General features: G+C 61.2%; 19 protein-coding genes. 11 read left to right on the forward strand and 8 right to left on the reverse strand.

Annotation, left to right across the window (positions count from 1 at the left end):
* The first annotated feature begins 127 nt into the window (after positions 1-127).
* Positions 128-790 carry a TolB family protein gene (locus ACYPXD_RS15605; RefSeq protein WP_459712809.1) on the forward strand — a complete coding sequence of 221 codons (663 nt, stop codon included), beginning with the start codon at positions 128-130 and terminating at the stop codon, positions 788-790.
* Positions 791-1,039: 249 nt separating this feature from the next.
* The gene (locus ACYPXD_RS15610; protein ID WP_459712811.1) at positions 1,040-2,380 is read left to right on the forward strand and encodes a cytosine deaminase; all 1,341 of its coding nucleotides are present in this window, start codon (positions 1,040-1,042) and stop codon (positions 2,378-2,380) included.
* Positions 2,381-2,458: 78 nt separating this feature from the next.
* On the opposite strand, the gene ACYPXD_RS15615 is transcribed toward ACYPXD_RS15610, so the two are convergent.
* The 3 genes from ACYPXD_RS15615 to ACYPXD_RS15625 all read right to left on the reverse strand — a co-directional run bounded on the left by ACYPXD_RS15615 (position 2,459) and on the right by ACYPXD_RS15625 (position 8,982).
* Entirely contained in the window at positions 2,459-4,171 is a 1,713-nt protein-coding gene (locus ACYPXD_RS15615; RefSeq protein ID WP_459712813.1) for a thiamine pyrophosphate-dependent enzyme, read from the reverse strand.
* A gap of 147 nt (positions 4,172-4,318) precedes the next feature.
* Positions 4,319-7,411 carry an ATP-binding protein gene (locus ACYPXD_RS15620; RefSeq protein WP_459712816.1) on the reverse strand — a complete coding sequence of 1,031 codons (3,093 nt, stop codon included), beginning with the start codon at positions 7,409-7,411 and terminating at the stop codon, positions 4,319-4,321.
* Positions 7,412-7,425: 14 nt separating this feature from the next.
* Entirely contained in the window at positions 7,426-8,982 is a 1,557-nt protein-coding gene (locus tag ACYPXD_RS15625) for a LuxR C-terminal-related transcriptional regulator (RefSeq protein ID WP_459712818.1), read from the reverse strand.
* A gap of 335 nt (positions 8,983-9,317) precedes the next feature.
* On the opposite strand from ACYPXD_RS15625, the gene ACYPXD_RS15630 reads away from it, so the two are divergent.
* The 8 genes from ACYPXD_RS15630 to ACYPXD_RS15665 all read left to right on the forward strand — a co-directional run bounded on the left by ACYPXD_RS15630 (position 9,318) and on the right by ACYPXD_RS15665 (position 16,073).
* Positions 9,318-9,710, forward strand: a complete 393-nt coding sequence (locus tag ACYPXD_RS15630) for a Ros/MucR family transcriptional regulator (RefSeq protein WP_459712820.1) — start codon at positions 9,318-9,320, stop codon at positions 9,708-9,710.
* A gap of 186 nt (positions 9,711-9,896) precedes the next feature.
* Complete coding sequence (locus ACYPXD_RS15635; protein WP_459712823.1) at positions 9,897-10,223, forward strand: YtcA family lipoprotein; 327 nt, start codon at positions 9,897-9,899, stop codon at positions 10,221-10,223.
* 16 nt (positions 10,224-10,239) lie between these two features.
* The gene (mdtN, locus tag ACYPXD_RS15640) at positions 10,240-11,307 is read left to right on the forward strand and encodes a multidrug transporter subunit MdtN (protein WP_459712825.1); all 1,068 of its coding nucleotides are present in this window, start codon (positions 10,240-10,242) and stop codon (positions 11,305-11,307) included.
* The gene (locus ACYPXD_RS15645) at positions 11,304-13,400 is read left to right on the forward strand and encodes an FUSC family protein (RefSeq protein ID WP_459712827.1); all 2,097 of its coding nucleotides are present in this window, start codon (positions 11,304-11,306) and stop codon (positions 13,398-13,400) included. The genes mdtN and ACYPXD_RS15645 overlap by 4 nt, the downstream gene beginning before the upstream one ends.
* On the forward strand, positions 13,397-14,875 hold the full coding sequence (locus ACYPXD_RS15650) for an MdtP family multidrug efflux transporter outer membrane subunit (protein ID WP_459712829.1): 1,479 nt from the start codon (positions 13,397-13,399) through the stop codon (positions 14,873-14,875). The genes ACYPXD_RS15645 and ACYPXD_RS15650 overlap by 4 nt, the downstream gene beginning before the upstream one ends.
* Before the next feature lie 116 nt (positions 14,876-14,991).
* The gene (locus ACYPXD_RS15655) at positions 14,992-15,492 is read left to right on the forward strand and encodes a hypothetical protein (RefSeq protein WP_459712831.1); all 501 of its coding nucleotides are present in this window, start codon (positions 14,992-14,994) and stop codon (positions 15,490-15,492) included.
* A 52-nt stretch (positions 15,493-15,544) separates the two neighbouring features.
* Positions 15,545-15,826 carry a BrnT family toxin gene (locus tag ACYPXD_RS15660; protein WP_459712833.1) on the forward strand — a complete coding sequence of 94 codons (282 nt, stop codon included), beginning with the start codon at positions 15,545-15,547 and terminating at the stop codon, positions 15,824-15,826.
* On the forward strand, positions 15,798-16,073 hold the full coding sequence (locus tag ACYPXD_RS15665) for a BrnA antitoxin family protein (RefSeq protein ID WP_459712835.1): 276 nt from the start codon (positions 15,798-15,800) through the stop codon (positions 16,071-16,073). Before ACYPXD_RS15660 ends, ACYPXD_RS15665 begins: the two co-directional genes overlap by 29 nt.
* Before the next feature lie 83 nt (positions 16,074-16,156).
* On the opposite strand, the gene ACYPXD_RS15670 is transcribed toward ACYPXD_RS15665, so the two are convergent.
* The 3 genes from ACYPXD_RS15670 to ACYPXD_RS15680 all read right to left on the reverse strand — a co-directional run bounded on the left by ACYPXD_RS15670 (position 16,157) and on the right by ACYPXD_RS15680 (position 18,765).
* The gene (locus tag ACYPXD_RS15670) at positions 16,157-17,056 is read right to left on the reverse strand and encodes a serine protease family protein (protein ID WP_459712838.1); all 900 of its coding nucleotides are present in this window, start codon (positions 17,054-17,056) and stop codon (positions 16,157-16,159) included.
* Between the two features lie 166 nt (positions 17,057-17,222).
* The gene (locus tag ACYPXD_RS15675) at positions 17,223-17,561 is read right to left on the reverse strand and encodes a hypothetical protein (protein ID WP_459712840.1); all 339 of its coding nucleotides are present in this window, start codon (positions 17,559-17,561) and stop codon (positions 17,223-17,225) included.
* Positions 17,562-17,973: 412 nt separating this feature from the next.
* Complete coding sequence (locus ACYPXD_RS15680; protein WP_459712843.1) at positions 17,974-18,765, reverse strand: rolling circle replication-associated protein; 792 nt, start codon at positions 18,763-18,765, stop codon at positions 17,974-17,976.
* A gap of 646 nt (positions 18,766-19,411) precedes the next feature.
* Between ACYPXD_RS15680 and ACYPXD_RS15685 the strand changes: the two genes are divergently transcribed.
* The gene (locus ACYPXD_RS15685; RefSeq protein WP_459712845.1) at positions 19,412-19,696 is read left to right on the forward strand and encodes a hypothetical protein; all 285 of its coding nucleotides are present in this window, start codon (positions 19,412-19,414) and stop codon (positions 19,694-19,696) included.
* Between the two features lie 343 nt (positions 19,697-20,039).
* Here ACYPXD_RS15685 and ACYPXD_RS15690 read toward each other — a convergent pair whose 3' ends face one another.
* Positions 20,040-21,452: a type II secretion system protein GspD gene (locus tag ACYPXD_RS15690; RefSeq protein WP_459712848.1), complete on the reverse strand. Its 1,413-nt coding sequence runs from the start codon at positions 21,450-21,452 to the stop codon at positions 20,040-20,042.
* On the reverse strand, positions 21,449-22,369 hold the full coding sequence (locus tag ACYPXD_RS15695) for a zonular occludens toxin domain-containing protein (RefSeq protein ID WP_459712850.1): 921 nt from the start codon (positions 22,367-22,369) through the stop codon (positions 21,449-21,451). Before ACYPXD_RS15695 ends, ACYPXD_RS15690 begins: the two co-directional genes overlap by 4 nt.
* Between the last annotated feature and the right edge of the window lie 9 nt (positions 22,370-22,378).

A 22,378-nucleotide genomic window follows, 5' to 3' on the forward strand; every position in this document is an offset into this window, starting at 1 on the left:
TTTCCCGATTGGCGATCGGCCTCAAGACGTTCGATGCGTGGCCGATATAAGCGGTATCGACAATCCGGCGATGGCGGTTTGGCTGCTCCATCGCCCGCTTTTTCAGGAAACCGCGAGGAAACCGCCCATGAGACCGGCATTACCGGCAATCGCTGCAGTTTGCTTTTTCACCTTTGCACCCCATGCGTCACGGGCTGCCGCTCCGATCGGCGCCGTGTCGGTGCAGGAAGGCAACATTGTCTATACGGCGCCCGGCGGCGCCACCGAAGCACTGACCGGAACGGGCGCCGACGACGCGCCCGCGATCTCGCCAGCCGGCGACGCCGTCGCTTTCACGAGGCTGACACGCGGCGTCGACGAGGCGCACGATAGTCCTGCCGTACGCGACCTCTGGGTCATCCATCTGAAAGATCACAGGGCCGTTCGGCTCGTGACCGGCAAGCCGGAGGGGAAGGAAAAGCCAGAGCGCGTGCTGGCGGACATCGATCATCCGATTTTTTCTCCGGACGGCGCGACCGTTTACTTTCTGACTGCGGCGTCGGATGCGACGGCGGCCATTCACGCCGTGCCGACCTCAGGCGGTCCGCAACGATTCGTGGCCGACGGCAACGCGCTGAGCGTGGTGTCGCGCGGCAAGTATATGGGGGCGCTGCTGGTCGAGCAGCATCGCGAGATGAGCGGGCACGGCGCGTGGGATCCGCAGGTGCTCATCTCGTCGAACGGCAAGACGATCAAGGTGGTGGGTGAAGATCCGGACGCGCTGCGGCGTGTCGAGGCGGAGCGGAACTGACTGCTGCTAGCGCCACTGTTCGGAACTCCAGGTGCGACGTGCGGAAAGCCGGCGATTCGACGCGGCGATGGGCTCCCGCGTTGCGCCCCGAACACGGAATTTCTGACACCTCCCCGCTGTTCTGTAGGCAAGGCATTGTTCGATCCACGCCGCCGCACCAGGAAGTGGAAACTTCGCTGCGATCATGCGTGTGCTGGTTCGGAACACAATCTCATGTCTGCCCTCAAACGAGGCCTCAAGCTAGCGTGAATGATGTCCCGGACCTTCATATCGATTCCGCGTCAAACCAGCTACACACTGAGAAACGCAAACCTCCCGGCCTGCCTGTTTGAAGGTGCAGAAACCGAGGTGCGCACACCTCAGCTCGATTTTGTCAATGCGGACATTTTCATTAAAGACGGGATGATTGCTGCGATATCTCCCGCCGGGACAGCGCGCCCGGAAACAGGACCGGATGTCGATCGTTCGATGGTCTTGCCTGGCATGATAGATTGCCACGCGCATCTGGATAAGGCGCAAATTGCGCCGAGAACAGCCAATATAACCGGCGACTTTGCTGGCGCCAGTGTTGCAAACAGGGAAGACCGCGCTGCCCACTGGACTGCGGACGACGTGCGTCGTCGCATGGAGTTTGGCTTATTGACCGCGTTGGCACACGGCGTCGTTGCAATACGCACGAACCTCGACTGTCACGGAACGCAGGCAGATATCACACTGCCGGTTTTCTGCGAACTGCGCGACCAATGGGCGGGGCGTATTGAGCTACAGGCAAACGCACTTATCCCCCTGCAAGACTTCTTATCGATTGATGTCGCGAGATTCGCCGACAGGATCGCACAGGTCAAAGGATCGATCGGTTCCGTATTGAAGGCCACGCGCACCTCTACGGGGCTCACGATGGAGAGCATGGACGAGGCTGTCACCCGATTGCTCCGGGTGGCCGCCGAGAGAGACCTCGATGTCGATCTGCACGTGGATGAAACAGGGGATCAGGACAGTCGCACGCTCGCAGACGTCGCTCGTATAGCGACGCGCGAACGCTTCCCCAGGAGACTTACCTGCAGTCATTGCTGTTCGTTAGCGCTGCAGTCGCAGGACTTCATCGATCAAACCCTTGACGCGTTATTCGCGGCCAATATCTCGATCGTATGTCTGCCTACCGTCAATATGTACCTTCAGGCAAGAGCGAGGGGGCGCACCCCGAAATGGAGAGGGGTAACGCTCGTTCACGAGATGAAAGCTCGAGGGCTGCAGGTGGCCGTGGCAGGTGATAACTGCCGTGACGCGTTTCATGCATATGGCGATCATGACATGCTGGACACGTTCTCCCAGGCCGTCAAAATCCTGCACCTCGATCACCCGTTTGGCGATTGGTTGAAGACGGCAACCGCGACGCCAGCAGCCATCATGGGCATCGAAGATAGATTCGGGACGCTAGCGGCGGGAAGGAAGGCCGATCTGATAATTACCCGTGCAAGAAACTACTCGGAACTGCTTTCCAGACAGCAGTTTGACCGCATCGTGTTGAGGGAAGGGAAGGTAATCGACACAACATTGCCTGATTATCGGGTTCTCGATAGTCTAATGTGAGTGGGGCGGCGATTACGTCGTTCTACGGAACGCCCACACCCCCCACAACGCATCATTCGCACTCGTGCAAGTCATCGGTCAAAGGAAGTTTTCACGTACCATCTCGAGCACGTCCGCCCCGCGTCCATCGAGGATCGCGCGAACGGAGTACAGCGCCATGCCAACCACCGGTTTCGCCTCGAAGAACGGCGGCCTGACCAGTTCCAGCGGGTTGACAACGACGTCAAGAAGCGCCGGGCCCGGCTGAGATAGCCACTCCTGCACGGCCGCTGGAAGCTCGGAGGCGTTTCGAACCGTTTTTCCCCACAGGCCGATTGCCGCAGCCACCTTGCCGAAGTCCGGATTTTTCAGGCGTGTAAACGTGTCGAGCATGCCCTCGGATTTCTGCTCGATTTCCACGAAGCCGAGCTTGCTGTTGTTGAAAACGACGATCTTGATCGGCAAGTCTTCCTGGATCGTGGTTAGGAGTTCACCGAACAGCATCGAAAGCCCGCCGTCTCCGCACATAGCGATAACCTGACGGTCAGGACACGCCTTTTGCAGCCCCAATGCGCTCGGCAAGGCGGTTGCCATGGTCCCGTGCAAAAGGCTGCCGAAGATCTGGCGTTTGCCGTTGGCCTCCAGCACGCGAAGCGCCCACACCACGGCCGTTCCATCGTCTCCACAAAAGAGCGCGTCATCGGCGGCGTGCTCGTTGAGGATCGATGCGAGCCAGGAACCGGGAATCGTGTCGTTGCGTCCCGGTGCGAGTTGCTTCCGTGCGGATGTCATCGCCTCCGTATAACGCGTGACACATTTCTGCTGGAACGATGCGTCGTCTTTCGCGTCCAGGTGCGGCAGCAACGCCTGCAGTGTCGGTTGGATGTCGCCGACCGCGCCGACGGCGATGTGATGGCGCCGCCCGAGGTGCGTTGGGTCGATATCGATCTGAATGATCTGGGCCGCATCAGGATAGAACTGACGCCACGCGAAGTCGGCGCCGAGCAACAGCAGCGTGTCGCATTCGAGCAAAGCGTTGTAACCGGCTTCGTTTCCGAGGATGCCCGTCATGCCGATGTTGTACGGATTGTTCGGCTCGACAAAGCATTTTGCGCGAGAGGTATGGGCGATCGGCGCCTTGAGGCGGTCCGCCACGGCGATAATTTCGTCGAGCGCGTTCTCGCAGCCGGAGCCCGCGTAGATGGCGATCTTTTCGCCGGCATTCAGTGTGCTCGCGATCTGCGCGATTTCAGCGTCGCTCGGCCGGATGGTCGGGCGGACATGCTGGACCCGGTACGGGTAGTCTTCGGTCACTTCGCCATGCGAAACATCGACCGGTACGATCAGCACCGCCACGCCTCGCTTCGCCAACGCGGCCTGGCAAGCCATCACCGTTTTCTTCCTTGCCTGATCGGGCGTGAGGATGGTTTCGCAGAATACCGAGCACCCCTTGAAGACCGACTGGAAGTCAACCTCCTGGACGTACTCGAAGCCCATCTCATTCATCGGCACCTGACTTGCAATCAGAACGACAGGAGCGCGATTACGGTTGGCTTCGTACAAGCCATTGATGAAGTGCAAGCTGCCCGGTCCGCAACTTCCTGCGCAGGCGGTCAGGTTATGTGTGTACTGTGCTTCGGCACCCGCTGCGAAGGCGCCGGCTTCTTCATGACGGACGCTGACCCATTCAATGGAGCTGCGCTCCAGATTCCTCGCGAACAGATTCAGCGTGTCGCCGACGATGCCGTAGCAGCGCGCTACGCCCGCCTGTTCGAGAACCTCGACGATGATTTCTGCAACCTGCTTGCCCATGCGAGTCTCCAAAGCGAGAGAGAGTTGAGGGAATTCCGTGAGGTGCCGGCGCAATAGCGTCAGTCTGGACGAGAGCATGTGCGTGGAGCGATCGCATGGATATCCCCCCGTTGGGGGATCGAGGCGCAGTTGGGGGAGATCGGCTGGTCAGGCAAACGCCGTCGAGGCGCTGCGGCTTTCAAATACCACACGCAAGCGGTGAGCTTGCGGCAAGGTCTGTGCGATACGCTGCCGCGCAAGTGTGCTCGAGTCAGCATGAGCCGTGGCGCGCGCATGATCGCCTGTGGCCGCGAACACCGCGGCGGCCGTCGCGTGAACACGCCATTCGGCGAGCGGCACCGAGGCCTTTGCGCAGGCCGCCAACGCATTGAGCAGGTAGCCGTCGATCTCCCGCGAGGCGGCGTCGGCGGCGAAAGCGGCCTGCGTGAGTGCGTTCCACGCCAGTGCTTGCCAGGTAAGCTCGTCGGTGCGCATGGCGAGTTCGACGAGGCGTTCCGCCTCGCGTCGCGCGCAAGCGTAATCGCCAGCAGCGAGATAAGCGCGGACGCGCCCCCACCGCAGCGGAAGGCACCAGTACCAGTCGAGATGCACCGGTTGCCGTTCCATCTCCTGCTCCGCGCGGCGCAGGTAGCGCAGCGCGGCGTCGCAATGGCCCAAACCTGCTTCTGCGAGGCCGCAAAAGACCATTGAAATTCGAATGTCCACGGGCAAGACACGATCGCGCTCGAGCACCGTTTCATCCGAGCCGCCTGTTTCTGGCGACGCGACGGATTCGCAAGCCTGCAGCACGCCTTCGAAGTCCATCGCGTGAAAGAGCAACATGCCGCGATAGACGCGCAGCGGCCGGACGGCAAGCGGCTCGCCGTTTTCTTCGAACGCGAGGATGCTGGCATCCAATGCGTCGAGCCCCGCGCCGAACTCGCCACGCGAGAACAACGCCCATGGCACGCCGACGTCATGCATCCACGCAAGCCGGACAAGATCGACCTCGATCAGTTTTTCCGAGTTCTCGCGCAGGACCCGGTAGCTATCGATAAGGAGATCGTGCGCCTCCTGATAGCGCGTCGACAGCATGCACAACATGCTATAGGCGGCCTCGGCCTGCGCGGTCGTACGCCGGTCTGCGTGCGCGCGCAGCCGGGCGAGCGCCGCCTCGCAGCGGTGCGCGTCGTCCGCGCTCCAGCCTGCGACCCAGATGCGGCGCACGTGTGCGGTGACGCGCGTGAGATCCCGGTCGAGCGGGTCGTCCAGCCGGTCGCACAGTGCGAGCACCTCGTCGACCTTGCGCAGGCTGTCGTGCAGATCGTGCCAGCTGAGCACATAGGTCAGGCCGAGCAGCGCTCTGATCTGCATATTGGTGTCGCCATGCAGCTTCGCCTGGTCGGCAAGCTGACGGTACGTCGCCGATGCGTGGGGATCGTGCGACGCGGCCTGAATGGCTGCACGCCGCTCAAGAAACTCGAGGTTTGCCGGAATCCGTTCGCTATCCGGAAGGTGCGAAATCATTTCAAGCGCACGATCGACAATCGACAGCGCATCGAAGCGCGCATATCGGGTATTCGCGACGGTGAGCGCCGAACGGAGATAGTCGAGCGAGCGCGGCCAATCGCGTGCACAGGCGAAATGCTGCGCAAGACGCACTGCCAGGTCCTTGCGCTGTGCCGACGGATACAGCGCTTCGAGTTGCTCGCCGATCGCACGGTGCAAGCGGGCGCTTCGCATCTGCGCGATGCGGTGATAGACGACCTGTCGATAAATCGTATGCGTGAACGCATATAGGCGCGTCTGCTCGTGATCGGGCAGGCTCAGCAGTTCGTCGTGGCGTATGACACCGGTGTCGCGCACCAGTTGCTCGCAGACCGCTTCGAAGGCCTGAGTGTCCATGCCCGCGGCGGCCGAGGCGCTCGCCGGGTCGAAGCGATCGCCAGCCACGCTCGCGGCCTCGAGCACGCGCAGCTGATCGTCGGTCATCGTATCGAGCCGCGATTCGATCAGCCGTCCCAGCGTAGGCGGGGGTTCGGATGCGGCACGGTCAAGGGGCGCGACGAGCTGCCAGCCGTGCGTCGTGTGTCTGGCGATGCCTTGTTCGACGAGGTGGTCGAGCGTGATCCGCATGAAGAGCGGGTTACCGCCGCACCGGTCGTGAAGGAAGCGTACAAAAGGGGCACTGGCCGGCTCGCCTTGCGGACCGCCCTGCAAGACCTCCGCGATGGCGGGAGCCGGTAGCGGCCCGAGCCGCAGCTCGATGCATTGTTGGCGGGCCGCGAGTTCACTGGCCATCCGTTTCAGCGGATGGCGCGCCGGGCCTGCCTCTTCCGCGCGATAAGTGCCGATCAGCATCAGCTTTGCGTTCGAACGGCGACGGCACACTGCCGACAGGAAATCGATCGTCGCGTAGTCGGCCCACTGGAGGTCTTCGAGCACGAGGACAAGCGGCCGAACGGCCGCGAGGGTTTCGACGAGGTTCGTCGCTTCCCGCAGCATCCGGCCGCGCGCGCCTTCGAGCAGTTGAGGGTGGATCGCGGCCCGCTGGTCCGCCGGAAATTGCGCTGGCATCTGCACGGCCCAGGCAGGTGCGAGTGCGAGCAGGGTTCGGGCAATGCCGGCGCCACCCGGTCCCTTGCACAGTTCGCCGAGCGCTTCCAGGATCGGATAGTAGGGCTCGATACCTGCAAATCCTTCGATGCAATGCCCTTCGCCCACCAGCGGTTTCGTGAGACGTTGTGCCTGCTCGAGGAACTGGTGGATCAGCGCGGTCTTGCCAATTCCGGGCTCGCCGCTGATGAAAACAGTCCTGGGCCTACCTGAAACCGCTTGCTGAAATGCGTTCAGCAACGAGCTCAGCGATTCACCGCGGCCCACGAAAGCGCCGCTTTTCTCCGCTGCGGCATAAGGAGGCGGCGAATGCGGCGCACTGTCGAATGAACCGACGAACCGATAACCGCGTCCGCGCTGCGTCTCGATGAAATGCCGTCCGTCGCTCCCCTGAGCGAGCGCACTGCGAATGGCCAGGATATGGCTTTTGAGCACCTCCTGCTGCACAGCGGTGTCGGGCCATACCGCTTCAAGCAGTTCCTCGTGCGTGACGAGCCGGTCGCCGTGTTCCACCAGGTAGCGCAGGACGTCGAAGGTCTTGCGCGCCAGCTTGACGCGTTCGACCGCGCCGTGGCCAGTGGTACGCCACACGCACAGGTTCGTCAGATCGATCCGGAATGTCGTCTTGCCCGCCGCCTCGGTCATGCCTGTAAGCTTCCTCACAACAGTCCCAGTGCGCCGGCGCGCGTCAACGCCTCGATACGCGTGCTCACGGCCAGTTTCGCGTAGATGCGCTTGAGATGCGACTTGACGGTCTCGGGTGATATGTCGAGCGCTAGCGCGATTCGTTTGTTTGACAGGCCACCGCAGATCAGCTTCAGGACATCGCGTTCACGCGCGCTCAATACGCCCGACAACGGGCCCGTCGTCGGCAAGGGCCGGATTGCGCGAGCGCCACAGCGCGCGAGCAGACTCCGGATATACGGAAGCAGGGCGCGCTGCGGCGAATCAGGCTCGCCGGCCAGCTCGTAAGCCCGTTTCAAAAGCGAACCCAATTCTCCATCGGCGCCCACAAACGACTGATAGAGTCCCGCGGCGGCGCCGACGCTGAGCGTTTGCACGAACAACGCCGCGGCTAGCGCGAACTCGCCGATAGCCGCGAGCTGCACCGCCAGCTCGACGGCTAACCGGCAGCTGTCGTATTGATCCATTCTGTCCAACGCCTGATGATAAAGCAGTCGGAGAACCGCCACCGCTTCGCTGGTCGGCTGCTGCGCCAGCGAGATGCGCGCAGCGGTCAATGCGCGGTACCGGGCGATCGTGCAGCCATGGCCGCCTGAACCTGTCTGGCGCGCATGCGCATCGAGACGTTCGGCGCAGAGGCGCGCTTCGGCGGTGCGCCTCTGCTGAAGCAGCAGCCATGCACGCTCCGTCAGACTCGCCGCCACGAGCTTTGGCCATCCGCGGCGCGCACCCAGCGCCTCGGCCTCTTGCACGAGCAGCAAGGCGAGGGCGGGATTCGAGCGGCACAAGGCAATGCGCGCCAAAAGAGGATACGCGCGCAACGCGCATTCGCCGCCGCTCTGCATCCGCACGACCGGAAGCCAGTGACGTAACAGCGCGTCGGCGTCGTCAAGGTTTCCTTCCTCGTAAAGCACCTGGGACGCCACGCATGCCGCGAGCGCCCCCGGCCCGTTCGCGCGACGTCCAGATGGTTTCGCGAGGTCCAGCACGTCGAGCGCCAGCCGCTTCGCGGTCGCAAGATGCAATCGATCCAGTTCCATGGCGGCCTCGATCGCCAGATCGAATGCCGCGGTGATCGAGCTTCCTTTACGTAAGTCGGAGGGGAATTTTGGCCGGATCGGCGAAAGGAACGCATCGGCTTGCCCGAGCTGCCACGAAGCGAACCGGTAGAGCGTGTACGCAAGCTGCCGATCCGCACCTGACGCCGTGCCGCCTGATGCGGACAACGCGGCGGAGAGCGCATCGAACGCGTTGCCCTGAAACGCGAAACTGGCCCCTCGAAGCAGGTCGACCGATACACGATAAGGGGCGACGTCCGCCTCCGGCAGATCGTCGAACGCCAGTTCGATGGCATCGATCAACGCACGCGCGTCATCGAGTCGGGCCGCGAGGATCATGTGCGAGGCCCGTGCCAGCGACCGCCGGATTCGCCGAAGCGACATCCCGCTCAGGTTGCGGTACGTACGCAGCCGCGAGAGCGCCTGACTTTCACGCGCGGGCATCGAACGGACCAGACTCGCTTCTTCGAGCATCGCATCACCTGCACATTTGCGGATTCAACACCGAAGGCAGCGTGCCGACGGTCATTGTGAACGGGTGACCTATGTTACATACGCTAATTTCCCGGGTCGTGATGGGATCGTCGCGCTTCGGTAAAGAGCCGGTATCGTTTGGTAACGGATTGGTAATGCCGCCACGTTTGTGTTGATGCGTTGTCCGTCTAATGTGCCGCACGCCCGTTGACCGCCCCCGTTTGTCACGCCATCCCCCCGCGGAGGGGATGGCAACCCGTTCGACGACGCCTAAACTGATAAGGCTGCTTCGTTCGATTGACGTCCGGTAAGCCGCGCCAGGAAAAGGGGAGACCATGATGATGAGCGACGTCAGCCTGACGGAACTGACAGCAGTGATTGTTGCGAGCTTCGTTTCCAACAACCCGCTGGCCACCGCCGAGATTCCGCAATTGATCGCGTCCACGCATGCAGCGCTCGCCCGTCTGGAGTCGGCGGTAGCCCACGCAGGCCGAGGGCCGGCAGTGCCGATCGAAGAGTCGGTTGGCTGGGACTATCTCGTTTGTCTGGAAGATGGCCGCAGACTGCGCACGTTGAAGCGCTATCTGCGACGTCGGCATTCGATGTCGCCGGAGCAGTATCGCAGCAAATGGGCGCTCCCCGAAGACTACCCGATGGTCGCTCCGGGCTACGCGGAATTGCGTTCAAAGATCGCGAAACGGCGCATGTCCCGAATATCAGGGGGATGAGGCGCCGGGGTTTGCCGCCGAGACTTCGCGCGCCGGACATCCCCCACCCGGACATCGCATTCCCCCGACAGGGGGATGTCGACGATGCGCACGAGCCGCTACAGTCACAGCCTCCGAAAAGTGACGCCTGCCGGCGCACACGTCACGCCTCGATGTCATCACGCTCGATGCCCGGCCCCCACGCTCATGACCTACGATTCGCTGAGATCGGTTGACTCATTGCCCGCTGCGATTTCGCATCGATGCTCCATCTGCCGCTGGCCTGTGCTGCTCGCATCCCCCGTCTTCTGTGCAATCAGCGGGTGCGCGAGCGCGCCGTCCATTGCCGTGTTTGGCGCAGGCTTTCCCGATTGGCTCTTCTGCGTTGCCGGCGGCATCGCCGCCACGGCAGCCGTGCACCTGTTGCTCGTCAGGCGCGACAAACAAGGGTGGCTCGCCCCTATCGCGATCAGTTATCCCGCTCTGGGCGCGGCGATCGCCATGGCGATCTGGCTGATCTTTTTCCCAGGCTAACGGCGCGTGCACCGCAATGAATGAAGCCACCCATCAACCGCGTCGCCACAGCGTGCCCGCGCTGATCATCGTGATGGTTGCGGTGGTACTGCTCGTTACCGTGCTGTTGCGCATCGACCGGTTTCCGAGCACAGACGACGCCTACGTCTATGCCGACACGATCAACGTGGTGCCGGAGGTCAACGGCCGTATTGTCGATCTGCCGGTGAAAGACAATCAGGCGGTCAAGCGGGGGGACCTGTTGATGCGGATCGATCCACGACCTTACCGGGACGCCCTTGACGAGGCGCGTGCGCGCCTCAAGACGCTTGACGCCCAGATCGATCTGACCCAGCGCTCGGTCAACGCGCAGCAATATAACGCGGCGTCGGCGAAGGCGGCCGTCGGGCGAGCGCGCGCGCTCGAAGCACAGACGAGCGACACGCTAGCGCGCGTCGAACCGCTGCTCGGTCAAGGCTATGCATCGGCCGAGGAAGTCGACCGTGCGCGCACCGCGCAGCGCTCGGCGCTTGCTGAACTGAACACGGCGTTACTACAAGCCCGGCAAGCGTCGGCAGCGGTGAGCGGCGTGGATGCGCTCGTCGCGCAACGCGCCGAGGTGAGCGCGCAGATCGCCATCGCCGAACTCAATCTCGAGTTCACCGAAGTTCGCGCACCATTCGACGGGCGCGTCGCATCGCTACGCACGACGGTTGGCGAGTTTGCGACCGCGCTGCACCCGATCTTCACGCTGATCGACACACGGCATTGGTATGTCGTCGCCAATTTCAGGGAAACGGAGTTACGGGGCGTTCATCCCGACACGCGCGCGACGGTGTACCTGATGGGCAACACCGGCCGGCACTTTAGCGCTGTCGTCGACTCGATCAGCTACGGCGTATTGCCCGACGATGGCGGCGTCGTGCTGCAAGGATTGCCGAAAGTCGAGCGCACGATCAATTGGGTGCACGTATCGCAGCGGTTTCCGGTCAAGGTCGCCGTGCGGGATCCGGATGCGAGACTGTTCCGCATCGGTGCGTCGGCAGTGGTGACGTTGCACCGCGAAGACAACGGCGAAGGTAACGCACCCGGAGCGGAGCATTGAAAGGCGCCGCGCGGCAGACTGGCGACGGGTTCCGGCTTGCCGGCTTTCTGCGCAGCGAAATGCGCGTCTACCCGGGCCGGGCGAACGTGATGCTGCGGACCCTGCTGTCGAGCGCCATTGTGATCGTGGCCTCGATGGCCTTGCAGGTGCCGCTGCTCGCGCTGTCGCTCATTGCCGTGTTCTATGTGACTCAGGCCAATGTGGTGGTGACGCGTCTGATCGGTATCCTGTTCTTCGTCGGATCGACGCTTGCGATCGGCGTGACCATCGTGCTGCTGAAATTCACTTACGCGTATCCACTGGTGCGAATCGTTGCCGTCGGATTGATGTTCTTCGCCTGCGTGTATTTGATGCGCGTCATGAAGATTGGCGTCGTGTTCTTCATCGTCGGCATCGTGGTCATCTATGGACAGAGCTTCGTCGATCAGACCGATCAGCCCGAACGGGTGGTGCGCAGCCTGCTGTGGGTCTGGGTCGCCATCAACTATGCGATTGCGCTCACGCTCGTGATCAATACGCTGTTTCTGCCCGCTGAGCCCGCGCGCCAGCTCAAGGGCGCGATGCTAAGCCAGCTGAAGGCGGTTGACGACGCACTTGCCGATTTCGAGCAGCATGTGTCCGCGCCGCGGCGGCCGGGTGCACGCGATGTGGAGACAGGCACGCTGGCGTTGCAGAAGCTGCTGCGCTTTGCGACGATGCGCGAGGCCCGCTATCGCCGGCATCAGACTGCCATGCTCGCGGAGGTAACGACTGTTTCACGTCTATACGCGGCTGCGGGTTATTTGCCGCTAGCCGCCGAAGGCGTGGGAGCCGGCGTGGTTGCCGGACTGCGCAGCGCATGTCGTGCATTCGGCGAGGCTGTCGAGCGCGGCGAACCATTTGCGCCGGCGACAGGGCCCGACGGAGCATCGCGTGAAGCGTTGCCGGGCGCGTTGCGGGAGATGCGCAGCGCGCTGCTCGCTTGCGCCGGTCGCGCGTCGACACCCGAGGCAGGCGAATCGACGACGGAAAGGCAACGGCTGCTGTTGCCGGATGCGTCGAGTAATCCGGTGTACGCGCAGTTTGCACTGAAGACCTTGCTCGCAGCGATGCTCGGTTATGTCTTTTATCTGGCAACCGACTGGCAGGGCATCCATACGATCATGCTCACCTGCCTGATCGTCGCGCAGCCGAGTCTCGGTGCGACAGGGCAGCGCGCGGTGCTGCGCATCGGCGGCGCGGCGGCCGGCAGCATCCTCGCGCTGGCGATGGTCGTATGGATTGTGCCGCACCTCCATGGGATCGTCGGTCTGCTGATGATGGTACTGCCGGTGATTGCGCTCGGCGCATGGCTTGCTGCCGGCTCCGAGCGTATCGCCTATGCCGGTGTGCAAATGATGTTTACGTTCTCGCTCGCGTTGCTCGAGCAATTCGGACCATCCACCCATCTGACTGAAATTCGCGACCGCATGGTCGGCATCATGCTGGGCGTCGTGCTTTCCGCAGTCATTCACGCGACGCTATGGCCCGAGGTCGAGGGGGAAGCGCTGCGTCAGCGCGTCGGTACGTTGCTGCGCCGGCTCGCGGCTTCGCTTCGGCCGCAGGTGCGTGAACCCGCGCTCGCGGCCTTATGGACAGAACTGGGCGATTGCGAAACGATTGCGGCGCGCGTCGCACTCGAGCCGACCTGGCAAATCGGCGAGGGGCAGCATGAGGACTTCACGATCCGGATGCAGGCACTGCTTGCACAGATCAGAGAGATTGTCGCAGCGGCCATTGCCTTCGAAGCGGAGGTCGAAACGGTCGAGCGGACGTCACGAACGGCAGCAGCAAGCGACGGGCTACAGCAGGCGCTGGCGACGCTACTCGATACCTACGCAGACAGGCTGACGAACGCTGCGCGGCCGGTTCAGGCATCCCCGGCACCGAGCCTCGCTGGTCTGGCTGCCGCGTGTGCAGCCGACAGCGCACAGGCCGATTCCGCTTCCGTGCGTTTGATGCGCACGCGCATATTGAGCGCTGCCGAGACGCTCGCGGTGCGTGTCGCGGATCTTCCCGCTGCGCCGCCGGGAAGCCGCACCGGTTCGTTTCCCGAATCGGGGCCACGCCAATGAGGCGCATTCTGAATCGTTGCACGCTGTCGTTACTGCTGCGTCGATGGCTTGCGGTTGCTGTGCCGTGCGGGCTTGCCGCATGCGCGCTCGTGCACCACGACAGCCCACCGCTTGCGGAAATTGCGCCGACACAAATCCGGCTTGCCGACGATATTCATCTCGCGGCCGACGGCTGGCCACAAGCGCGCTGGTGGACCACCTATGGCGACGCACAGCTTGATGCACTGATCGAACGCGCGCTGATCGAGGCGCCGACCATTGCCATCGCGCAGATGCGCGTTGCGCAAGCCCGCTCGAACGTCGACCTGGTGAAGGCGGGTAGCGGCGTGCAGATTGTCGCGCTTGCGGCGATTGACCGCGAATATCTGTCGTCGAACGGATTTCTCGGGCCGTTTGCGGGAAACCAGCCGCTGATCGGCGCGAATGGCCCTTGGTATACCGCGGGTCTCGCAGGGTTCGGCGCGGATCTCGATATCGATCTATGGGGCAAGCAGCGCGCGCTGATCGAAGCGTCTGCCGGCGAGCACAACGCGCGTGTCGCAGAGAGCGCAGCGATAGAACTGGAACTGGCTGCCGATGTCGCGCAAATCTACTACGAAATACAGACGAACCGTCAACTGGTCGCGCTGCTCGAGCAGCAGTCGGAGGTCGCGGCCGTCGCACAGCGGGCTCATGCCGCGCGGATGCGGCAGGGACTGGAATCGCGAACCGCTAGCGAACTGGCTCGGGCACAGCAGCTTGCCGCAGAGCGCGAGATCGTCGCCGCACGCACGCAGATCACGTTGTTACGCGAATCGCTTCGTGCTCTAGTCGGCGCTGGCCCTGATTCGCTGCCCGATATCGCGCCCGCGTCGCTGCCCACGCCACAGGCCAGGCTGCCTTCGACGCTTGCGTACGGACTGCTTGCGAGACGACCTGATCTGCAAGCCATGCATTGGTATGTGCAGTCGTCGCTCCATCGGGTCGACGCGGCGAAAGCGGCTTTCTATCCGAACTTCGATATCAAGGCATTCTTCGGTGTGAATGCGCTGCATCTCAATGATCTGTTCACGCACGCAAGTCAGCAGATCAACGTGATACCTGGCTTGTATCTGCCGGTTTTCGACAGCGGCCGGCTGAATGCGAATCTGGGATCGGCACGCAGCGCGAGCAACGCGCTGATCGCCCAGTACAACCAGCGCGTGCTTGAGGCAGTGCGCGATGTCGCGACGACCGCCAGCAGGCTGCAAGACATCGAGAGCGAGCGGTTGCTGCAGTCTCGAAAGGTCGATGCGGTGTCGGTCGCGTTAGCGAGCGTCGTCGCTCGCTATGGACACGGTCTGGTTAGCCAGGCGGATGCGGAGGAGGCGAAATCGCCCGTGATCCTCGAAAAAATCGCGCTACTGAAACTCGAAGGGCAGAAAGTGAGCGCGGATATCGCGCTAAATAAAGCGTTAGGCGGCGGATACCGCCAATCGGCGGAAGGATCGAACTAGTAGAATTTTGTGTCCACACACCAAGCCGACGGACACTGTTTCGCGAACGCGTACGGCCTCAACAAAGTATTTGACATAATATAAATTATCAACCAAAAATCGAGGTTGTAATTTATATGAAAGATACGAACTCACTTCGCGTTTCGCAACGAAACAGCCGCTCCGATGAGCGGCTTTTTTGTCACCGCCTCAGACTGCACACCCTCAGCGAGACCAGCATGACAAAACGCAAACCGAAGATCCTGACGCGCAGCAACGCCGCGTCGCCCAATGAATTTCTGCACTACGCCCGCAGCCTGCCGATGCGCCATCTTTGCCGCACGCTGGGGCGTCACGAACGCACGGTCAAGGACTGGATGAATGGCAAGGCCGTCATTCCGCCCTGGGCGGTCGCCGTGTTGCGCTTGCAGGCGCTCGAGTACGAACTGATGCGCGACCAGATGGGATTCACCGCCATCGAGCGTGAAGCCAGGCGGCAAGACGACATTCCATCGCGGCTTTTGACGCCACCAGCGAACGAAGCGGCTTACGCGAGCCCACTGACGATCAACGCACAACCGGACGACGCTACGCCGCCTATTCGCATCGATCCCGAGTACGCCGGACACGGCAAATAACGTAGTCACAAAAATCTGTTGCGCTCGCAAGTTTCCGTAACTACAATAACCGATGAAAACGACCTTCGATAAGGGCAAGAACGTAGTTAACGAGTGGAAGCACGGTATCTCCCTCAGCGTCGCTGAAGCTATCGACTGGTCATCCGTATGGTGCGCACCCGACGACCGGAAAGACTACGGAGAGCTGCGCGAGATTGGTTATGCCGTGATCGGTGCCCGCCTCTACTGCGTCGTGTTCACGCAGCGCGGCGAAACGTTTCGGGTCATCAGCTTGCGCAAGGCCAACAACCGGGAGATTGATCGCTATGAAAAAGCAACCCAGGCTAATTCGTAACACGCCTGAAGAGGAAGCCGCAATCGCCCGCGGCATTGCCGCCGACCCAGATACGTTCGAGCCAAGCGATGAACAGTTCTCGCAGATGAAGCGACGCGCCGGCCGCCCCAAACTCGAACACCCGAAAGTTGCCGTCACCATCCGCTACGACCCCGAAATCATTGAACGATTCAGGAGCAGCGGCGAAGGTTGGCAAACTCGCATGAATGACGCGCTACGCGATTGGCTCAAAACACACCGACTATGATCGGCCGATGCCATACGAGCCGTCCCCGCGACGGCGCAAACATCGCGCCGCGAGTCTGAACCCGCGCACGCGCGTCAGAACGTTTAATCCGCTGGCACATCGACCCCGACAACTGCGGGTTCGACAAGGTTTTTCGCCGTCGCAACGGCGGCCGCTGCGTTGAGAACTTCCTCAACCGCGCTTACATGCCATACGCGCCCCAAGTCAGACTCTGGATTCACTCTACCGGAATAGATTCCCAGAAACTCCCAAACCGGATCTGGGGAAATCGTGGAAACGACTCTCCCATCACGTACATGACGATAGGAGCCCGCGCGATATGAAACTACCGCAGATCCAGACTGTCCTCTTCGAGAACGGCAGTCGATCAGAAAAACCGGGTTTTCGGGCGTAACCAAACTTAATTCTTGTGCGACAAAACCCGTCGACCAAATAGGAAACTTGCCGGCAGAGGAAAGACCAAAAGGGAACCCAATCACGCTCACAATTTCCGCAGGAGAAGTGTACAAACCCTTGCGATCGAGATCGAGCTTCATGTAATACGGAAGCTTATGTACATCGCTGCCCCAACGTAAGTTGAGCGCCACAACATCCGCCGCAGCTCCCAGACGGGGATGCTCGATCCACCAAGGCGTTCCATCATCTCGGTAAAGTGGGAGCTTGATCTTCTTCCATTGCCCCGCCTCAAGCGGATTCCTGTGAAAATAAATAACAATGCTATCTGGAATTCCACCGGTCTTACTCAGACATTCACCCGTTTCCTGATTTCTACCCGTAACGTTGTGCCTATTTGTTATCAATGCGCAATTCGACTCACGATCATTTGCAGCAAGGAACGCCGTTCCACTGCCAAGCAATGTGTCGCCAAAAAACATCTCAATATAAAGTGATTTTAGCGTCGGAACTTCAAGACCAAAACTAATAGCACTCCCCCCGGGCATCGAAACGATATCCGGCGGGCAATCCGTCATTAGCGGTTCCATATACGTCTGATACTCCAGTTATATTAGACAACCGAAGACAAGGATTTCCGGTGACTCACCAAACCATTAGGTATCCAAATAACCGAAATCCATGCTGCTCGTAGACGACGCCGGCAACCGCCGGCGTACGATCCATCAAGCTTCCAGGAACGGCGTGAGCCGATCGTTAAGCCGCCGCGAGGTTATGCGCAGCCCAGGCGCTCGTTTCGGCGACAAACACGCGGAAACTAAGTCCCGGCCGAAGGCCCGTGGAAACGGCGCGCACAACATCCTGCCTTGCGTCCGCAACCGTACCAACACCAATCCGAAAATACTCGGCAGGAGGCAATACAAACCGTTGGCCGGCGGACCCCATCACCGTGGTCTGATACCCCGCACGGCTCATGCGTGCGTGCAGCTGCGAGTAGTCCTCAGCCGTCGCTGTAAGCGGCTTGTGGAGCAATTCAACGCGGACAATGAACCAAGTCATCTCAAAAATTCCTAAAAGAGTTGCAATCGTCTGCATGGCAGAAACACCATGCGCCAACCAGTCACCACGACTAGCGCAAATCAAGCTCCTTCTTTTAAAGACGCGCTGTATTTGTTCCTTGCACCAGGTGACTAGGGCGACTACAATCCCCCTGCGTTAAGCACCGAGCGCGGCAGCGGAACAGCGCTAACCGACACCGCTCGCGGGGGGCACATGCGCCAACATGTGCCTCCCGGTTCGCATCCTTCCTGTACTACCCCTCCAAACGACCTGATCTCCCACAGCACAATATCTTGTGCCGCCCCTTATTTCTGGCACAGAGTATAGTGGATATTTTTAACTTGACAAATCGAAAAATTTAGCTTGCGCGGGTTGACATTTCGCTTCGCCGCGCCACCGCAAGGCTTTCCGAGTATCAAGCCCAGCTACGTATTCCGGGTAAAGTACGTTACGTCGCTACCATTGATTCACGCGTAGCCAACCAAAAACACCCTAACTCCTGCCTCCAGAACGTTTGACAGCGGTCGAGTGGCGCACCCACGCGACGCGCGGCATCAAATGCAATCTTGAGCGCCTGAACTGGATCGTCGGCGAGAATATGCTCGATGGAAAAATTCTCCGGCACGACGACGCCCCGGCTTGTCCAGTAGCGCTTTTCGTTCATCGCGTGATCGGCGAAGCCTTTCGTGATGTATTTCGCGAGGTACGCAGCGAGCTTGTGCCGCAGTCCACGCTCCTTGAACGGATTGCGAACATGAATGTTGCCATTGTCGACACCCACAATGCTTTGCCAGATCGAGCGAAGAACACGATAGTTTTGCCGACCCTTCACGGCCACATGCAGATGCCAGGCGCCGCGTTTCTGACGCTCCGCGACGGCCACATACTCGAAACCACCGAGCTTCCCGAGGCGACGCCGTAGAGCGTCGAAATCGCGCTTCAAGCGTGCTTTATCTTGCATGTTCTCTCGGTACGTCAGCGTGATCATGCGATCCGCACCAATAGCCTTGCAACGTAAGCGAACCTGCTGCTTCGCTCGCTTCGCCGCGTCCATCAAATTTTCTTCGGAGTTCTCAGATTCTCCCCGCTTGGCTTTCGGCAACGTGTTGAGACGTTGCGCGCCGATGTACCTGTCAAAGCGCGTTGCCGTGATCTCAACTTGACCATCGCCAAAATTGCGACCACGAATCACCCACTCACGTCTGAACGGCGAGAAGTCGCCTATAATCTCTTCGTGCATTGCAACTTGTCCTTGTAATGCTCGTCCATGGAAGCCCTGATCGTTCGCGCGGTCAGGGCTTTTTTTCTTTGCTGCGCTACTTCGTGATCCTTGCTGTACCAGCGTTTGCTGTCCTGTCTGCGTATCTCTTTCCGTTAAGTGTCCCTGATTCAAGTTTAGGCGCGCTGCGCGCGCCGCCTCTGCGGCCTCCGGCTCGCGGGAGGCTCGCGCGCCCGCGCCCCACTACCAACCCTCACTACGTTCCCGCAGCGGCACCACGCGCCCGCATCCGGTCCGCAGCCGCTATCAACATCCCATACGGAGCGCTACACGCTAGGGGCGCTCGCCGCGCGGCGTTTTTGCCGCCCCACACGCCTGACGCCCTGCCGCCAGTCCGCTAAGTCCTTCGCTATTGCCTGGCACGCTAGATCACGACCGTCCGCGGGCCAGCGCTGCGCGCTTTCAAGGGGGTATCCGTAAAAGTCGAACCGCACGACTTTTACAAACCCTCCCCCTTGACCCGCAGCCGCTCGCGCTCTATCGCGGCAACGGGCGAAGAACTCAGCGGACTGGCGGCAAGCAATCCCGCCTGCTGTGCGGCAAAAACATCAAACGTTGGGCTCCGAATCTTGCAGCCCGGCAGCATCAACACCTGGAGTCATCGACCATGACGCAACTGCAACTCCTTCTTACTGGCGGCATCGCCAGCGCCCCGCTGTGGTTCGCACGCGCCAAACGCGCCTCACGCCTGCCCGCTGTGCCGTTCATGCCGTGGCGACAGCTACGCCTACGCCTCCCGTTGCGTGCCCTCATCCGTAAGGGCCAGCACTTCATATGGACGCGCCCCGATGGCCGTCAATTCGTCTGCCGCACCATGCGCAGTCTGGTCGCTCGCGTCATGGACTATGACGGTCATCTACTGAAAGGCATTCTAGAAACCGCCCGGCTATAGTCGACGCCGCATACCCGCATGCGAGCAGCATAAAGATTGCCCTTCGCGCTCAAACGCCTATTGGCGTTGTTAAAATCGCTCGCGCAAAAATTACGGGAACCGACATGAGCCTGGATGAACGCGACTGGTACAGAGACGAACAGCGACGACGCGCCGGTGCGAACCGGTCAGACCGGCAGAACTACATTCACCCCGCGCTGGCACATCTAAATAAGCGCGGTACCTCTCGGCTCATTATCGCGCTCGCATGGACCGCCATAGGCGTCCTCCTATACGCCGCGTTCACATACATACTCAAACGCTAGATCAACGAACCCCGAGACTCGCGCATTACAAGCACAAGTCAGATTCTCTCGACCTGCAAAACCAGCAGAACCTCAGTGCGCCCCTTTGAACTCGACTTGCCATCGAGGAAATGCGGCAACCAGCTTTGATGCTCAGTCGCAGACGAGTCGGAGTCCTGCACCAGCCCGCCGAGGACGACGACCTCGCCATCTTTCATCGATACGCTTGTATTCAACGAACGCGTGTTCTTCGTCGGCGAGCTGTTCACACCCGTTGTGGTCGCAACGAAGCTCGATATCTCTTCGTCAATCGACACGTCAATCGAATCGTTCATCACGGTTGGTTGCACCGAGAACAGCACGCCTGCGTTCTGGTAATCCACCGATTGCACCGCCGTGCCCGCTGCGCCCTGATAGCTCACGCTGCCAATGGTCGGCACCTCAGATCCAACGTTCAGGCTGACTTTCTGCCCCGACGCCACACGCACATGCGGATCGCTCACTTCACGGAAACGCGAGTCCGACGACAGCGCCGAAATTGCCGCATTCAGATAATGTGCGCTGAACGAAAACGCATTGGGATCGGCACCCACCGAACCCGCGCTGATACCGAGCTGGCCATCGAGCACATGCGCAGCCAGCGACCATGCGCTATTGGTCCCATCCGTCAGCGAGACTTCGTACACCCAACCGCGCACGATAACCTGACCGGGCGCGGTATCGAGCGCCTCAACGACTTTTCGCACGTTCGCGATATCCGAGTGTTTGCCGAACACCACCAGCTCGTCATCGGCACCGACCGCAGCCGACGACACGGGCGACGAACCCGACATGAAAGGCTCAGGTAACGAAGCCCCCTTCACGCCCGTCAGTGCGCCCGTAGCCACGCCCATAGCACCCGTACCGGGCGTACTCGCAGGAGTTGCGGCAATGCCCCCCGCAGCGCCCAACGAGGACACCGCGTCCGAGCCGACCGACACATGCGAGAACAATGGCTGCACCAGCTTCGCCAGATACGCGGCCGAGCGGTACTTAGGCCGGTACACGAAAGGCTCCAGCACGTCGGGCTTGACCTGATCCGCGCCCTTCTTGCCCACGAAATCCACACCGTCGCGTGTCTCGACCTTGAAGCCGAGCGAATCCAGAAACGTCAGCATGAAGGCCCGCAGATCGCCCTTGCCCGAATCGAACTGGAACGACACCACCCGCGTGTCTTCGAGCACGTCATTCGAAATGACATGCGGCACATGCAGCGCATCGGCATAGACAAGGTCGACGACCTGCCCTACGTTCGCGAACCGCAGATCAAACGCACCGTGCCTGCCAGCCGACGCAGGCAGAGGCCCTAACGCGGGCGCCGGCGACGCACTCGAGACAACACCGGACGCAATCGCAGGAAACGGCGGTAACACGGGCTCGCCAGCCTGCACCGTCAGGCACACAAACAGCAGCACAATCGCAGCCAGTTTCATTTCGGCAGCCCCATCGAAGGCACAGGAGACGCCGCTACCGCCGCACCCGATGCACCAGTCCAGTAACCCACGCGTTCGCCATCCACCGCGCCCTCCAGCCACACACCGTCACCCGTAAAGCCTTTCCCTTCGACAGCGCGCAGCACCCCTGACGAGTCAGCAATGACGATACCGGCGCGTCCATCGATGACGAAACGCCCGACGATATGCCACGAGTGCGACGGTGAGCCCCGCGGTGCAGACGCACCCACAGCAGCCGGTGTAGCAGAAGCCTTAGCCGCGGCGGATTCATGTGCGCCCGGCTTGAGGTGGTGGAATGCGCGCCACCCGAAGATTACCGCCGCGACCAGCGCAAGCGGCCCGAAGAACAGCGCCTTGGGCACGACGCCTTTCGGCTTCGTGTGCAGTTCCGCACTGGTATAGAGAGCGAAAGCCTTTTTCGGATACGCCCACATGCTTTTGACCGCATCACGAAAACCCGCGCTTGGGTTATGAACCGAGTCCCACTCGTAAATCATGGCCCGGTTCAGGCCGAGCAGCCGACGCACGTGCACATGACGCCCGACAAGATCGCGCACCGTCTTGTTCATCCGGTTCGGATGCTGCGTAATGACCACGATATCCACGCCGAAGTGACGATGCACATGCAGCTTCTCGATATCGACGCTTGCCTTTGAGCCCTGCGGCACGGGCGGCCAGATACGTTGCACTTCGTCGACGACGAGAATGTCGTTCGGCTGCACCACTTCATGCCAGCGCCTCACGTCGTCATCGCTCACCAGCTCGTGATCAAGCGCAAGATCGCGAATACCGTTGACGAGCAGCCGCCGCCCCGATTTCAGTTCACGTTGCAGGTTCCACACGGCCCACAGCGTCTTGCCGCTACCCGGCACCCCCGTCACCAGCGTAATAGCCACGGTCGCCTC

This window comes from Paraburkholderia sp. 2C (assembly GCF_054589215.1).

Coding starts and splice junctions, on each gene's coding strand:
- ACYPXD_RS15605 (WP_459712809.1), top strand. CDS start 128: ATGAGACCGGCATTACCGGCAATCGCTGCAGTTTGCTTTTTCACCTTT.
- ACYPXD_RS15610 (WP_459712811.1), top strand. CDS start 1,040: ATGATGTCCCGGACCTTCATATCGATTCCGCGTCAAACCAGCTACACA.
- ACYPXD_RS15615 (WP_459712813.1), bottom strand. CDS start 4,171: ATGGGCAAGCAGGTTGCAGAAATCATCGTCGAGGTTCTCGAACAGGCG.
- ACYPXD_RS15620 (WP_459712816.1), bottom strand. CDS start 7,411: ATGACCGAGGCGGCGGGCAAGACGACATTCCGGATCGATCTGACGAAC.
- ACYPXD_RS15625 (WP_459712818.1), bottom strand. CDS start 8,982: ATGCTCGAAGAAGCGAGTCTGGTCCGTTCGATGCCCGCGCGTGAAAGT.
- ACYPXD_RS15630 (WP_459712820.1), top strand. CDS start 9,318: ATGATGATGAGCGACGTCAGCCTGACGGAACTGACAGCAGTGATTGTT.
- ACYPXD_RS15635 (WP_459712823.1), top strand. CDS start 9,897: ATGACCTACGATTCGCTGAGATCGGTTGACTCATTGCCCGCTGCGATT.
- mdtN (WP_459712825.1), top strand. CDS start 10,240: ATGAATGAAGCCACCCATCAACCGCGTCGCCACAGCGTGCCCGCGCTG.
- ACYPXD_RS15650 (WP_459712829.1), top strand. CDS start 13,397: ATGAGGCGCATTCTGAATCGTTGCACGCTGTCGTTACTGCTGCGTCGA.
- ACYPXD_RS15655 (WP_459712831.1), top strand. CDS start 14,992: ATGAAAGATACGAACTCACTTCGCGTTTCGCAACGAAACAGCCGCTCC.
- ACYPXD_RS15660 (WP_459712833.1), top strand. CDS start 15,545: ATGAAAACGACCTTCGATAAGGGCAAGAACGTAGTTAACGAGTGGAAG.
- ACYPXD_RS15665 (WP_459712835.1), top strand. CDS start 15,798: ATGAAAAAGCAACCCAGGCTAATTCGTAACACGCCTGAAGAGGAAGCC.
- ACYPXD_RS15670 (WP_459712838.1), bottom strand. CDS start 17,056: ATGGAACCGCTAATGACGGATTGCCCGCCGGATATCGTTTCGATGCCC.
- ACYPXD_RS15675 (WP_459712840.1), bottom strand. CDS start 17,561: ATGCAGACGATTGCAACTCTTTTAGGAATTTTTGAGATGACTTGGTTC.
- ACYPXD_RS15680 (WP_459712843.1), bottom strand. CDS start 18,765: ATGCACGAAGAGATTATAGGCGACTTCTCGCCGTTCAGACGTGAGTGG.
- ACYPXD_RS15685 (WP_459712845.1), top strand. CDS start 19,412: ATGACGCAACTGCAACTCCTTCTTACTGGCGGCATCGCCAGCGCCCCG.
- ACYPXD_RS15690 (WP_459712848.1), bottom strand. CDS start 21,452: ATGAAACTGGCTGCGATTGTGCTGCTGTTTGTGTGCCTGACGGTGCAG.